This is a genomic window from Rhizobium sp. BK650, from assembly GCF_014195325.1.
Taxonomy (GTDB): Bacteria; Pseudomonadota; Alphaproteobacteria; order Rhizobiales; family Rhizobiaceae; genus Rhizobium.
The window spans coordinates 1-13394 of the sequence record NZ_JACIBK010000016.1; the positions used below are offsets into that span (position 1 = coordinate 1).

Annotated in this window: 11 protein-coding genes; 5 read left to right on the plus strand and 6 right to left on the minus strand. The window is 59.8% G+C overall.

All coding sequences use genetic code 11. The annotated features are described in order from the left end of the window. The first annotated feature begins 351 nt into the window (after positions 1-351). From FHX15_RS27605 to FHX15_RS27620, 4 genes are all read left to right on the plus strand, one after another. Complete coding sequence (locus FHX15_RS27605) at positions 352-1299, plus strand: ornithine cyclodeaminase family protein (protein ID WP_184401540.1); 948 nt, start codon at positions 352-354, stop codon at positions 1297-1299. A gap of 5 nt (positions 1300-1304) precedes the next feature. Further along, on the plus strand, positions 1305-3761 hold the full coding sequence (gene hrpB / locus FHX15_RS27610; RefSeq protein ID WP_184401652.1) for an ATP-dependent helicase HrpB: 2457 nt from the start codon (positions 1305-1307) through the stop codon (positions 3759-3761). Positions 3762-3839: 78 nt separating this feature from the next. Continuing rightward, on the plus strand, positions 3840-5150 hold the full coding sequence (locus FHX15_RS27615; RefSeq protein WP_184401541.1) for an ActS/PrrB/RegB family redox-sensitive histidine kinase: 1311 nt from the start codon (positions 3840-3842) through the stop codon (positions 5148-5150). A 67-nt stretch (positions 5151-5217) separates the two neighbouring features. After that, positions 5218-5796, plus strand: coding sequence for an ActR/PrrA/RegA family redox response regulator transcription factor (locus FHX15_RS27620; protein WP_184401542.1), 579 nt, complete (start codon positions 5218-5220; stop codon positions 5794-5796). On the opposite strand, the gene FHX15_RS27625 is transcribed toward FHX15_RS27620, so the two are convergent. Both FHX15_RS27625 and FHX15_RS27630 read right to left on the minus strand, forming a co-directional pair. Continuing rightward, positions 5797-6291, minus strand: coding sequence for an MmcB family DNA repair protein (locus FHX15_RS27625; protein ID WP_184401543.1), 495 nt, complete (start codon positions 6289-6291; stop codon positions 5797-5799). A 9-nt stretch (positions 6292-6300) separates the two neighbouring features. Further along, positions 6301-6471 carry a hypothetical protein gene (locus FHX15_RS27630; RefSeq protein WP_184401544.1) on the minus strand — a complete coding sequence of 57 codons (171 nt, stop codon included), beginning with the start codon at positions 6469-6471 and terminating at the stop codon, positions 6301-6303. 2 nt (positions 6472-6473) lie between these two features. On the opposite strand from FHX15_RS27630, the gene FHX15_RS27635 reads away from it, so the two are divergent. Further along, on the plus strand, positions 6474-7154 hold the full coding sequence (locus FHX15_RS27635; RefSeq protein WP_184401545.1) for a L,D-transpeptidase: 681 nt from the start codon (positions 6474-6476) through the stop codon (positions 7152-7154). Between the two features lie 78 nt (positions 7155-7232). Here FHX15_RS27635 and FHX15_RS27640 read toward each other — a convergent pair whose 3' ends face one another. The 4 genes from FHX15_RS27640 to hslU all read right to left on the minus strand — a co-directional run bounded on the left by FHX15_RS27640 (position 7233) and on the right by hslU (position 13393). Further along, complete coding sequence (locus tag FHX15_RS27640; protein ID WP_184401546.1) at positions 7233-9404, minus strand: malate synthase G; 2172 nt, start codon at positions 9402-9404, stop codon at positions 7233-7235. An 87-nt stretch (positions 9405-9491) separates the two neighbouring features. After that, entirely contained in the window at positions 9492-10904 is a 1413-nt protein-coding gene (locus FHX15_RS27645; RefSeq protein ID WP_184401547.1) for a cytochrome P450, read from the minus strand. Between the two features lie 48 nt (positions 10905-10952). Beyond that, a complete protein-coding gene (locus FHX15_RS27650; RefSeq protein WP_184401548.1) occupies positions 10953-11900 on the minus strand; it encodes a DUF1402 family protein in 948 nt (315 codons plus the stop codon). A gap of 185 nt (positions 11901-12085) precedes the next feature. Next, entirely contained in the window at positions 12086-13393 is a 1308-nt protein-coding gene (gene hslU, locus FHX15_RS27655; RefSeq protein ID WP_184401549.1) for an ATP-dependent protease ATPase subunit HslU, read from the minus strand. Position 13394: the final 1 nt, after the last annotated feature.

Consider the following 13394-nt stretch of genomic DNA (forward strand, 5'->3'; position numbering starts at 1 on the left):
TTGATTTCTTCAGAACGAGGAACTTCGTCGCCAGCAGCGCCGCCGCCCTCGTCAGTGATCGGGCTTATAATCCCTCAACATTCATACAGTCAACACAAACAAGCCAACTTTTTTGACATTTTTGTAACAGGTTGATTTTGCTGACAGTTTTACACGCTCTTGCTCTTGGCAAGAGTTTGCCTGTCGAAATCACCCCGTTTCGGATCGATTTCTGCCGATTCCAGACGGACAACGTCGGTTTGAGGTGCAACGTTCATATAGGCATGCGCCTGCGCAGTTTCCAGGCCGCTTGCCTCGACCGATCCAATCGGTAGTTTGAGCGGATATATCCATGCCTTTGCGGAGTTCAGAATGCTTATCCTCGATGAAGACCAAACGCGGAGCGCCCTACCGTGGGCACAGCTTATCGATGCGATCGAGGCCATGTTTCGAAGCGATTGCGTCATGCCGGTGCGCCACCATCACGATATGGAAGTTCCGGGGGAGGAGAATGCCACGCTGCTCTTAATGCCGGCGTGGCTTCCCGGCCAGTACACGGGCATCAAAACCGTTTCAGTTTTTCCAGGCAATGTTCGCCGGGGCCTGCCGGCGATCTTCGGAAGCTATCTGCTGTCGTCGGCGGCGACGGGACAAATGCTGGCTGTCATTGACGGCGGAGAATTGACGGCCCGGCGCACTGCTGCGACTTCGGCACTGGCATCCCGCTATCTTTCCCGACCGGACGCAGAAGAGATGCTGGTCTGTGGCACCGGGCGGCTTTCGCTCAACCTCATGCAGGCACACGGGACCGTCAGACCCATCCGGCGCTACCGCATATGGGGACGCAATCGAGAAGCGGCGAAGAGGGCTGCGGAGGAAGCGCAGGCTCTTGGCCTGCGGACCGAGGCGGTGGAGGATCTTGAAGCGGCAGTAAGAACTGCCGACATCGTTTCCTGCGCAACGCTTTCCAGCGAGCCGCTTGTTTACGGCGATTGGCTGAAGCCCGGCGCCCATCTCGACCTCGTTGGCGCTTTCAAGCCCAGCATGCGCGAGAGCGATGACACCGCCGTCCTGCGTTCGGTCGTCTATGTCGATACACGGGCAGGTGCGCTCAGCGAAGGCGGGGACATTATGCAGCCGTTGAAGAGCGGGTTAATGAAAGAGAGCGATATACGCGGAGAACTCGCGGAATTGATATCGGGGGCCAGCACAGGACGGACCAACGCGCAGGAGATTACGCTATTCAAGTCTGTCGGTGCGGCACTGGAAGATCTTGCCGGCGCCATTCTCGCTTATGAAATGACGACAGAACGAAAGTGAAGACCATGCCTCGCCTGCCGGAGCTTCCGGTTTCGTATGTTTTGCCCGATATCAGTGTCGCGCTCGGCGATGAAAAGCGCGCCATACTTTCAGCGCCGCCCGGCGCCGGCAAGACAACGCTCGTCCCGCTTCATCTGCTTGATCAGCCATGGCGTGGCGACGGGAAGATCGTCCTGTTGGAACCACGCAGACTGGCAGCCCGCGCCGCGGCAAGCCGCATGGCTTCTTTGTTTGGCGAGCAAATCGGCGAGACGGTCGGCTATCGCATGCGCCTCGACAACCGGATTTCGGCGAGAACGCGGATCGAGGTGGTCACCGAGGGCGTCTTTGCCCGGATGATTCTCGATGATCCCGAGCTTTCGGGTGTCTCGACTGTTATCTTCGACGAATTCCACGAGCGTTCGCTGGATGCTGATTTCGGCCTTGCTCTGGCGCTCGATGTTCAGTCTGCGCTTCGCGAAGATCTGCGTATCCTTGTGATGTCGGCAACACTCGATGTCGAGCGGGTCGCGGCCCTGCTTGATCATCCACCTGTCATCGAAAGCACGGGGCGAAGCTTCCCGATCGATATCCGTTATCAGGACAGACCGGGCGGCGAGCGGATCGAGGACGCAATGGTCCGGGCGATCGCCGCATCCCATGCCAGCGAGTCGGGGTCGATTCTCGCCTTCCTGCCGGGCCAGGCTGAGATCGCCCGGACGGCGGAGCGGCTTGAGGGACGATTCGGCCCGGAGACGCTGATTGCGCCGCTTTACGGCAATCTAAGCCAGAAGGAGCAGGACACAGCGATCCGCCCTGCCGCAGCTGGCACTCGCAAGATCGTACTCGCGACCTCCATTGCCGAAACCTCTATCACCATCGACGGCGTGCGAATCGTGATCGACAGCGGGCTACAGCGATTGCCGGTCTTCGAGGCATCGACGGGCATCACCAGGCTTGAAACCGTTCGGGTGTCTCGGGCTTCGGCCGACCAGCGCGCCGGCCGCGCGGGCCGAACGGAGCCGGGCATTGCAGTCCGCCTGTGGCATCAGGGGCAGACGGCCGCCCTTCCGGCATTCACACCGCCGCAGATTCTCTCGAGCGATCTTTCCGGTCTCGTGCTCGATCTCGCACACTGGGGCGTTCAGGATACGAAATCTCTCGCCTTCGTTGACCAGCCACCGGAAACGACGATCGCGGAAGCTACGGCCTTGCTTGTGCAGCTTGGGGCGCTTGACAGGGATGGCGCGTTGACGGCGCGCGGTAAAGTGATGCGCGACCTCGCATTGCCGCCGCGGCTCGCCGCCATGGTGGTTTCAGCTGGCGAATCCGGATATGCCAAGGATGCGGCACTGATATCGGTGCTGCTGACCGAGCAGGGGCTCGGCGGTACCAGTATCGATCTTGAAGAGCGGCTGCGGCGTTTCAAAGGCGAGAGAGGCGAAAGGGCCGAAGCATCAAGACGGCTCGCGGGACGGCTGGCAGGGGGGCTCAACAAGACCTCGAGTTCCGAGCCTGCACTCGCAGGGCGACTTCTGCTGCATGCCTTCCCGGATCGGGTTGCGCTTCAGCGCGGCGGGCGTGGACGTTATGTGATGGCGAACGGCCGCGGCGCCGAACTCGCAGAAACAGAACGGTTGGCAGGCAGCCAGATGCTTGTGATTGCCGATCTGACGGGGCGGGCGGCACAGGGCCGGATACTGGCCGCAGCAGAGGTCTCGAGGGCCGATATCGAGGCCGAACTGCCGGGCGAAATCCGCACAGACGACCAGACCTTCTTCGACCCACAAAGCCGGCAAGTGCGGGCACGCCGCGCCACGAGACTCGGCGCGATCGTTTTCGACGAGACGCCGCTTCCCCGCCCCTCGGGTGAGGCGGTCGTGGGAGCGCTCGCAGAGGGATTGCGTGAGCTGGGGCTCGGTCAGCTTCCCTTTTCCAAGGAGGCCCTGCAGCTTCGGGAGCGGATCGGTTTCTTGCATCGGTCAATCGGTGAGCCGTGGCCTGACATGAGCGACGAGGCGCTGCTCGAACGGATGGAGGACTGGTTCATCCCGTTTCAGACGGATGCGCGCGGGCTTTCGGATATTTCCGCCTCCGGCCTCTCCAATGGGCTGATGGCGCTTGTACCGCATGATCTGCAGCGAGATATCGCACGGCTGGCACCGACGCATTTCGAGGCGCCGACCGGGCAACGCCATCCGATCCAGTATGACCGTGAGGAGCCGGTGCTGACGATCCGTGTGCAAGAGCTTTTCGGGCTCAAGCAGCATCCAGCTGTCGCTGGCGGACGCCTGCCGCTGCTGCTCGAGCTCACTTCGCCGGCTCACAGGCCGATCCAAACGACGCGTGACCTGCCGGGTTTCTGGGCTGGCTCTTGGAAAGACGTGCGGGCGGATATGCGGGGACGCTATCCCAAGCACCCATGGCCAGAGAAACCCGAGGATGCCGCGCCGACGACACGGGCAAAGCCTCGTGGTACATAACCCGCCTACGCATCGATTCAAAAAGTTGGAGCGTCCTTTGCGTCGGAATGGGCGTAGGGCGCTCTGAGGGAGCATGCCGTGGTCGAGAAGACCGAAATCCAAACGCAGGAAGACAGGTTGAGCAGTCGGCGGCTGCGTCTGCAGACTTTGGTGCGCTTGCGATGGCTAGCGGTCGCGGGCCAGGCAGTGACGGTCTTCATCGTCGCTTTCCTGTTGAAATTCCCGTTACCGCTGGTTGCGAGCTGCTCACTGATTGCCGCGCTTGCCTGGGTGAATTTCTACCTGACAATTCGCTACCCGCCGACTCACCGGCTTGAGCCGCCTGCCGCTTTCGCACTTCTCGGTTTTGACCTTCTGCAACTATGCGCGCTGCTCTTCATCACTGGCGGCCTTGCCAATCCGTTCGCAGCGCTGGTCTGCGTTCCCGTCATCATTTCCTTCGCTTCGCAGCCGATCCGCTACAGCATGGCATTGATTGGTTTTGCGATGGTCTGCATCACCGTGCTGGCCTTCTCGCCGTTTCCGCTTCCGTGGTTCGACGGGATGGAAATCAATGTGCACAATGTCATGCAGTTCGGCGTCTGGTGCTCGATCGCCTCGACCATGGCCTTTGCCGCTTTCTATGCCTACAGGGTGTCGATGGAGGCGAGCCAACTCGCGGACGCGCTGGCGGCAACCGAACTGGTGCTGCAGCGGGAAAAACATCTCTCGCAACTCGACGGGCTTGCGGCCGCAGCAGCCCATGAGCTCGGCACACCGCTTGCGACGATCAGCGTCGTTGCCAAGGAGATGGAACGCGAGCTCAAAAATGACGACCGGTTCCGCGAGGATGTGCAGCTCCTGCGCAGCCAGAGCGAGCGCTGCCGCGATATCCTTCGCCGACTGACGACACTCTCCTCCGAAGGCGAGGCACATATGCGGCGCCTCCCCCTCTCCTCCATGATGGAAGAGATCGTGGCACCGCACCGCGAATTCGGCATCAAGCTGGAGCTTATCGAAAAGAGTCCGCGAAAAGGGGAGCCGGTCACCGACCGCAATGCCGGCATCATGTACGGGCTCGGCAATCTGATCGAAAATGCCGTCGACTATGCGCGTGAGAGGGTGACGGTCACTGTCGAGCACGATCACGAAAAGGTGCTTATCATTATCGAGGACGACGGCAACGGCTATGCGCCTGATATTCTGACGCGTATCGGCGAGCCCTATGTCACCAAACGACAGAAGGAAGATACGGCGGGGGGCCTGGGATTGGGACTTTTCATCGCTAAAACGCTGCTGGAGCGCTCCGGAGCATCGCTCGTCTTCGAGAATCGCGACCCGGAAATCGGAGGTGCCCGCATCCGCATCGAATGGCCTCGAACGTTGATCGACGCAAATTCGACAAAATGACTTTGTGGGCATAAACAAGATATAGCGGTTGACGCATTTCGGACATTCGACCGCCAGGACCGAAGCGATGACAGACCAGAACCATGAGATTTCCGCCGCCTCCAACGAGGAGCATATCGGGCCTGATCCGAGCCTGCTGATCGTCGATGACGATGGTCCTTTCCTGCGGCGCCTGGCGCGCGCAATGGAGGCACGCGGCTTTCACGTGGAAACGGCCGAATCAGTCGCAGAAGGCGTGGCGAAGTCCCGGGGGCGGCCGCCGAAATATGCGGTCGTCGACTTAAGACTTGGCGACGGCAACGGCCTCGACGTCATCGAAGCGATTCGCCAACGGCGCGACGACACGCGAATCATCGTGCTGACGGGCTACGGCAATATCGCTACGGCCGTGACGGCCGTGAAGCTTGGGGCTGTGGATTATCTCGCAAAACCCGCCGATGCCGATGACGTATTTTCAGCGCTCACACAGCGGCCGGGGGAAAAAGCCGAGCTGCCTGAGAATCCCATGTCGGCGGACCGGGTGCGTTGGGAACATATCCAGCGCGTCTATGAAATGTGCGAACGCAACGTGTCGGAAACGGCGCGCCGGCTCAACATGCACCGCCGCACCTTGCAACGCATCCTCGCCAAGCGCGCACCCAAATAGCTAGACCTCATCCACATTGAACGGCTTGCCATTTGCCCATTCGGCCATCATCAGCCGCTGTGCGGCGGCGCGCGAAAAATTGAGAGTCACGGCCTTGCGGGTGGCCGGCGGCAGGCGGTGTTCGGGTGCTTCGCGCAGCATATGTGCCCCGTAACCGTCTGAAAGAAAAAGCCCGCACTCTTCCGGGAAGATATCGAGAGGCACATCCTTGTGCGTCGCAAAGAATAGCCGGTCGCAATGCAGACGGTAGTCCGGCCATTTGCGATCGACCTTGAAATCCTCGATCGATGTCTTGATCTCTACGATCCAGACCTCTCCCTTCTCGGAGATCGTGATCAGATCGGCCCGGCGGCCGCTCGCCAGCGGAAGTTCCGGCAGCACCGCGTGGCGCATGTCGTGAAGCAAAATCTGCATGCCACGGCGTACCATCATGGCCCTGTCCGATTGCCGGCCATCGATTAACGGATTGTTATTGTAAACGCTCAAAATCGTCATGGATAACCATCAAGTGGAGTTGGCCGTTGTTGCAAAAAAGCCATGCGCTTTTAATTTGCGGCTCAGATGGATTTTGTCGCACTGCAGCAGCCTTGCAAAGGCAAAGTTAATCGAAAATAAACCATAAATAACGATGGTCGAAAGACTATCTTCCAATTGCCCAAAACCTTCACGAGTCATCCATGCGCATCCGCAATGCATTTCCTGTATTTGGCCTGCTGGCGACCCTGGCACTGGCCGGCTGCTCCACGACGTCCGAAACCGCGTCCACCGACAAGGGTGCGGGTCCGACCGTTCAGACGGCACAGATCTTCAATGACGCCTATGGCGTAACGTCGGATGCCGGATACTCCCTGCCGGCAATTCCGATCGACCGCGTCAAGCCGGAATTCCGCCGCCAGATCGTCAGCTACCAGAGCGACGAGCGTCCAGGCACGATCATCGTCAACACGCGCGAGCGTCACCTCTATTATATCCTGCCCGGCGGCAAGGCCGTTCGTTACGGCATCGGCGTCGGCAAGCAGGGCTTCGCATGGTCCGGCACGGCCTATGTCGCCTGGAAGCAAGAATGGCCGACCTGGCATCCGCCGAAAGAAATGGCTGTCCGTCGTCCTGACGTTGCCAAGTATGTCGACGACGGCATGGGTCCGGGCCTTACCAATCCGCTCGGCGCACGTGCCATGTATCTCTTCAATGAAGAAGGCAAGGACACGCTCTTCCGCCTGCACGGCACTCCCGAATGGGCATCGATCGGCACCGCCGCCTCCTCGGGCTGCATCCGCCTGATGAACCAAGACGTGATCGACCTCTACAGCCGGGTCCGCCCCGGCAAGACCACCTCCAAGGTTATCGTTATCCAGTAAGCTAAAGGCCGAATTCGGTATAAAAAAGGCCGCCGGACTTTTGGGTCCGGCGGCCTTTTGTATCTGGCATGCTCAGGCTCAGGCAGTCTGCTTCGCCTTCAACTCGATGCGACGGCGATGCAGGACCGGCTCGGTATAGCCGTTCGGCTGCTCTCTTCCCTTCAGGACGAGATCGAGCGCTGCCTGGAAGGCAATCGAATCGTCGAAATGTGCCGCCATCGGCATATAGGCCGGATCACCGGCGTTCTGTTGGTCGACAACAGCAGCCATACGCTTCATGGTTTCGACGATCTGCTCCCTGGTGACGATTTTGTGATGCAGCCAGTTCGCCATGTGCTGGGCGGAAATTCGCAGCGTCGCACGGTCTTCCATAAGGCCGACATTGTTGATGTCCGGCACTTTCGAGCAGCCGATGCCCTGGTCGACCCAACGCACGACATAACCCAGAATGCCCTGAGCGTTGTTGTCGAGTTCACGCTGGATTTCTTCCGGCGTCCAGTTCGGCCGCACAACGACCGGCACCGAGAGAATATCGGAGAGCTCGGCACGGCTGCGGTCCTTCAGCTGTTCCTGCACCTTGGCTACATTGATCCGGTGATAATGTGTGGCGTGCAGGGTGGCGGCCGTCGGCGACGGCACCCAGGCGGTGTTGGCGCCAGCCTTCGGATGGGCGATCTTCTGCTCCAGCATAGCGGCCATCAGATCCGGCATTGCCCACATGCCCTTGCCGATCTGCGCATGGCCGGAGAGGCCGCATTCGAGGCCGATATCGACGTTCCAGTTTTCGTAGGCGCCGATCCAGGCAGCCTGCTTCATGTCGCCCTTGCGGATCATCGGACCAGCTTCCATCGAGGTGTGGATCTCATCGCCGGTCCGATCGAGGAAACCCGTGTTGATGAAGACGACGCGTTCGCGGGCAGCGCGGATGCACTCCTTGAGATTGACCGTCGTGCGGCGCTCCTCGTCCATGATGCCCATCTTGATGGTGTTGCGCGCCATGCCGAGGGCATCTTCAACGCGCGAGAAGATCTCGACGGCGAAAGCGACCTCTTCTGGGCCATGCATCTTCGGCTTGACGACATACATGGAGCCGGCGCGCGAATTCTTGCGTCGTCCGGACGGGCCAACGTCGTAGAGAGCAATCAGGCCCGTAATCATGGCATCCATGATGCCCTCCGGCACCTCATTGCCGTCGCGATCGACGATCGCCGGATTGGTCATGAGGTGGCCGACATTGCGCACCAGCATCAGCGAGCGGCGATGGAGCTCGAAGGTTTCGCCGCCCGGTGCTGTGTAGGCGATATCGGGATTGAGCTTGCGGATGAAGGCCGAGCTGCCCTTCGTCACTTCCTCCTGCAGATCGCCCTTCATCAGGCCGAGCCAGTTGCGGTAGACGACGACCTTGTCTTCGGCGTCGACGGCGGCAACGGAATCTTCGCAGTCCATGATCGTGGTGATGGCCGATTCCAGCCAGACATCGGAAATATGCGCCGGGTCCGCCTTGCCGATTGCGGTCGAGGCGTCGAGGACGATTTCGATATGGATGCCGTTATTCTTCAGAAGGATATGCGTTGGCGCATTTGCATCGCCAAGATAGCCGGCGAAATGTCCGGCGTCTTTCAATATCAAAGCTTTACCGTCTGCGGCGGCGATTGCCAGAGCGCCATTCCTGACGGCGAAGGAGCCGACATTCTTCCAGGAGCTGCCATCGAGGGGAGCAGCGGAATCGAGGAAATCGCGAACCCAGGCAATGACCTTCTCGCCGCGCTTGGGATTATAACCCTTGCCCTTTTCGGTTCCGTCCGTTTCCGGAATGGCGTCCGTGCCGTAGAGAGCATCGTAGAGCGAGCCCCAGCGGGCATTGGCGGCATTCAACGCATAGCGGGCGTTCATGACGGGAACAACGAGCTGCGGGCCGGCAATGGAGGCAATCTCGGCATCGACATTGGCCGTCGAGACCTGAAAATCCGATCCCTCCGGCAAAAGATAGCCGATGTCCTCAAGGAAGGACTGATAGGCTTCCATGTCCGTCGGTGCGCCGTTCTGACGATACCAATCATCGATCTTCGCCTGCAGTTGGTCTCGCTTCGAAAGCAGCGCACGATTCTTCGGAGCCAGATCATGCACGATCGCTGCGAAATCGGCGAAGAACTTGTCCGCATCGATGGCGAGACCCGGCAGTGCCTCCGTCACAAGGAAATCATGGAGGACGGCTTCGATGAAGAGACCATTCTTTTCAATGCGGCTCATGCGGTGTCTCCCTTGCAGTGGCAGCTTTTCATGCTGCCACTTTGCCCGGCTTTCACTCACAGTCAATTCAGCAACAATTCGAAAGATTTATGCAGGCTTGGAAACAGTTCGGCGCGTCACGCGCATCGGAAGCCCATTCTGCGGCTGCGTCGTCAGCTTCTGTACCGGCCAGGGGTTCGTCTGGTCGGTGGAATCGACGCGATAGCGATGCATCAGAACGGCCAGCGCGATCACCGCTTCCTGAAGCGCGAAGGCGGCGCCGATGCAGACACGCGGGCCGGCTCCGAAGGGCAGGAACTGAAAACGGCCGATGGCGGCACGGTTTTCCGGCAGGAAACGTTCCGGCATATAGGCACGCGGGCGATCCCAGTGGAGTTCATGGCGATGCAGCGTCCAGGGCATGACCAGCACCGTGACGCCAGCTTCGATCTCGACCCGCTCACCCTTGGGGCTGGTCCAGGAATCATCTGAAATAGCGGCACGATTGATTGAGGGAGCCGGCGGATAGAGGCGTAGCGCTTCCTCGAAGGCGGCGCGGGTTTGCGGCATCAGATCCGGCCATTCGACGGGTTCTGCGCCAGTGGCAAGCACTGCGTCAATCTCCTCTTCCATCGCCTCGCGGATATGCGGACTGTTGGAGACACAATAGAGTGTCCATGCAAGTGCGCGGGCGGTCGTCTCATGGCCCGCGCCGATGAAGGTGAGAATATTGTCTTCGATCTCTTCCTTGGTGAGGCCATCGGGACCAGCCTGCTCCAGAAGCAGGGTCAGAAAATCGTTTGGCGCCGCGGTGCGATCGGCTTTCATTTTGGCAAGGCGCAGATCCATGGTGTTGCGCACGATGGCGCGGAATTTTTCCAACACCTTCTGGCCGCCAAAGCGTGTCACACGTGGAACCCATGACGGCGCGCGCAGCAAATCCATCGGATCGACGCGGCCCATGCGGTGCAGGAGTTCATTCACATCATCGGCGAAGTGACCGCTCGACGTAACGATCTCACCTGAGAACAGGGTGTCTGCGAGGATCGCGAAGGTCAGCTCCGTCATGTCCGTGCTGATATCAAAGACCGTGCCAGCTTCGCCGACATCGGCATATTTGCGGATGTAGTCTTCCGACTGGCGCAGCATTTGGCTCGCAAAGCCCTTGGCGTGGCGGGGCGTGAAGACAGGGGCGACCGCCTTACGCGAGCGTTTCCAAACTGAACCTTCCGCGGTCAGAAGTCCGTCACGCAGGATCGGCCGCAGTACGAGTTGGCGGACGTCGGACATGCGATAATTGTTGGCGTTGTCGACCAGCACATGCTTGATCAGGCCGGGATCGTTGACGATCAGTGTTCTCTGGCCGAAGAAACTTGTATGAATCCAGGGCAGCGTATAGGACGGCTCGCCCCAAAGCTCGAGCGGATTGCGAAAAATCGTCCTGATGATCTCAAGCCGCGACGGCGGCACGGTGCGCGGCAACGGTGCCGGCGGAACGAAGGGATCCGGGCGCATGTCCATCAGCATAGCCTTTCCCGGGAGGTATCGTCTTCCCGGCAGGCTTGAAGGTTAGAGCAGGCCCTTCAGCTCGTCCAGTTTGTCGTTGATCAGCCAGCCGTAATAATTCTCTTCCGGCCAGACCGTCGTGCCGGAGGAACGATTCTTGGCGGCAAGCGCTGCGGCACGCTGGCGGGAATTGCCGACATTATAAAGCGTCGCTGTCACCCCCGGATTCCCGGATATATCCATGCCGGCGATCTCCTTGTAGTCGTCGATCGATCGGCGGATCGAAGCGGCAACGAAGGCGAGCGAAATGTCGGGATCCATGATCGCCTTGTAAACCGAGCCGGCATCCTTCTCGTTGAGTTTCGGATAACCGGAAACGCGGGATACCAGGTCGGACAGCATGAGCGCCGTCAGCGGATTGACCTGGCCGAGACCGAAGGTCTGGCCGGCGTAGAAGGGCTGGAAGAAGACGGCGCTGAAGCGATTGTTTGGGAAGCTCTTGCCGCCAACGGTCTTGCCGCGGAAATCGCTTTCCCAGACATCCTCTCGGCAAGTCCAGAGGGTGTAGGAATCGCTCTTGCCGTTGCAGGCGGCAAATTGCGGCCGGTCGACGAAATCGTCTACGCTTTCGCCGTCATAAGCGAAACGGAAGCTCTGGCCGGCGTAGGAGGCAGCTTTAACATAATAAGCCTGAAGCCGGTCATAGGCATCGACATTATAGGTGTGTTCGCCGACGAGCGCGCCGATGACGTGGATCGGGCTGATGCCGTAGGCGTTCGAAACCTTCTTAATCTTGCCGAGAAGCTCGTGGTCGGTCGACAGGAGGTCGTAGACCTTCTCATATTTGATATCGAACGTCGTCTTGGTGCCTTTGGTGCGACGGACCGAAGCGCCGGGGATATCCGGCTGTTCGGCATGACGGTTACCGGGCGGAACGACCTGCGCCGCAAAGGCAGGGACCGAACCCGCAATGGTCATGGCAATCACAAGGCTTGTTAAAAGGCGTCGCACGATCTGCTTTCCCGTCTTTCCCTGTCATCTTTGTATCGCGGCTGACTGGACCAGAATCTTGTCCGAATAAAGCCGGCACAAAAACAAAGCGGGCCTTCACTAAAAAGTAAAAGGCCCGCTGTCGAGAGTTCAGATCGTCAAAGTTTCGACACCGGCGCGCAAAGACGGAAAGCGGTGTTTACCGATCACAGAATAAAGCGCGACAGGTCCGTATTCTGCGCCAGATCGCCGACATGTTCACGAACATACGCGGCATCGATCTTGACGTCCGTGCCGGCGCGGTCCGGCGCGTTATAGGAGATATCATCAAGCACCCTCTCCATGACGGTCTGCAGACGGCGGGCGCCGATATTCTCGACCGAGGAGTTCAGGTGGACGGCAACATCGGCAAGCGCATCAATCGCGTCATCGGTAAAGTCGAGCGTCAGGCTTTCGGTTTCCATCAGCGCCTTATATTGGCGGATGAGGCTCGCCTCGGTCTCCGTCAGGATGCGGCGGAAATCTTCCTTGTTGAGCGGACGCAACTCCACGCGGATCGGCAGACGACCCTGCAATTCGGGCAGCAGGTCCGACGGCTTGGAAACGTGGAAGGCGCCGGAGGCGATGAAGAGGACGTGGTCCGTCTTCACCGGGCCGTATTTGGTCGAAACCGTCGTGCCTTCAACGAGCGGCAGTAGGTCGCGCTGAACGCCTTCGCGGGAAACGCCGGCACCGACCCCGCCATCGCGGGCGGCGATCTTGTCGATTTCGTCGAGGAAGACGATGCCGTCATTCTCGACCGAGCGGACGGCTTCGCGCTGGATGACCTCGTTGTCGATCAGCTTGTCGGACTCATCGCGGATGAGATCCGTGTAGGAGGCCTTAACCGTGGTGCGGACCTTCTTGGTGCGGCCGCCCATCGCCTTGCCGAACATTTCAGACAGGTTCAGAACGCCGATATTGGCGCCCGGCATGCCGGGGATGTCGAATCCGCCCATGCCTGAGCCTGTATCGGCCACTTCGATATCGATCTCCTTGTCGTCGAGTTCGCCATTGCGCAGCTTCTTGCGGAAATTCTCGCGCGTTGCAGGCGAGGCTGTCGCACCGACCAGCGCATCAAGAACACGTTCTTCGGCGCTCATATGCGCCTTGGCCTGAACTTCGCTGCGCTTCTTTTCACGCACCAGGCCGATGCCAACCTCGACGAGATCGCGGATGATCTGCTCGACGTCGCGTCCGACATAGCCGACTTCGGTGAACTTGGTGGCTTCGACCTTGATAAAAGGGGCGCCGGCGAGCTTGGCGAGGCGACGAGAGATTTCCGTCTTGCCGACGCCGGTCGGGCCGATCATTAGGATATTCTTCGGCATGACCTCGTCGCGCAGGCTCGGATCGAGCTGCTGGCGGCGCCAGCGGTTGCGGAGCGCAATTGCCACGGCGCGCTTGGCCTCATGCTGGCCGATAATGTAGCGGTCGAGTTCGGAAACGATCTCGCGGGGGGAAAAAGTGGTCATA

What these genes read in the sequence shown, in the direction of transcription:
- hrpB (WP_184401652.1), top strand. Translation starts at nt 1,305, where the DNA reads ATGCCTCGCCTGCCGGAGCTTCCGGTTTCGTATGTTTTGCCCGATATC.
- FHX15_RS27635 (WP_184401545.1), top strand. Translation starts at nt 6,474, where the DNA reads ATGCGCATCCGCAATGCATTTCCTGTATTTGGCCTGCTGGCGACCCTG.
- FHX15_RS27625 (WP_184401543.1), bottom strand. Translation starts at nt 6,291, where the DNA reads ATGACGATTTTGAGCGTTTACAATAACAATCCGTTAATCGATGGCCGG.
- FHX15_RS27620 (WP_184401542.1), top strand. Translation starts at nt 5,218, where the DNA reads ATGACAGACCAGAACCATGAGATTTCCGCCGCCTCCAACGAGGAGCAT.
- FHX15_RS27640 (WP_184401546.1), bottom strand. Translation starts at nt 9,404, where the DNA reads ATGAGCCGCATTGAAAAGAATGGTCTCTTCATCGAAGCCGTCCTCCAT.
- FHX15_RS27630 (WP_184401544.1), bottom strand. Translation starts at nt 6,471, where the DNA reads ATGACTCGTGAAGGTTTTGGGCAATTGGAAGATAGTCTTTCGACCATC.
- hslU (WP_184401549.1), bottom strand. Translation starts at nt 13,393, where the DNA reads ATGACCACTTTTTCCCCCCGCGAGATCGTTTCCGAACTCGACCGCTAC.
- FHX15_RS27605 (WP_184401540.1), top strand. Translation starts at nt 352, where the DNA reads ATGCTTATCCTCGATGAAGACCAAACGCGGAGCGCCCTACCGTGGGCA.
- FHX15_RS27645 (WP_184401547.1), bottom strand. Translation starts at nt 10,904, where the DNA reads ATGGACATGCGCCCGGATCCCTTCGTTCCGCCGGCACCGTTGCCGCGC.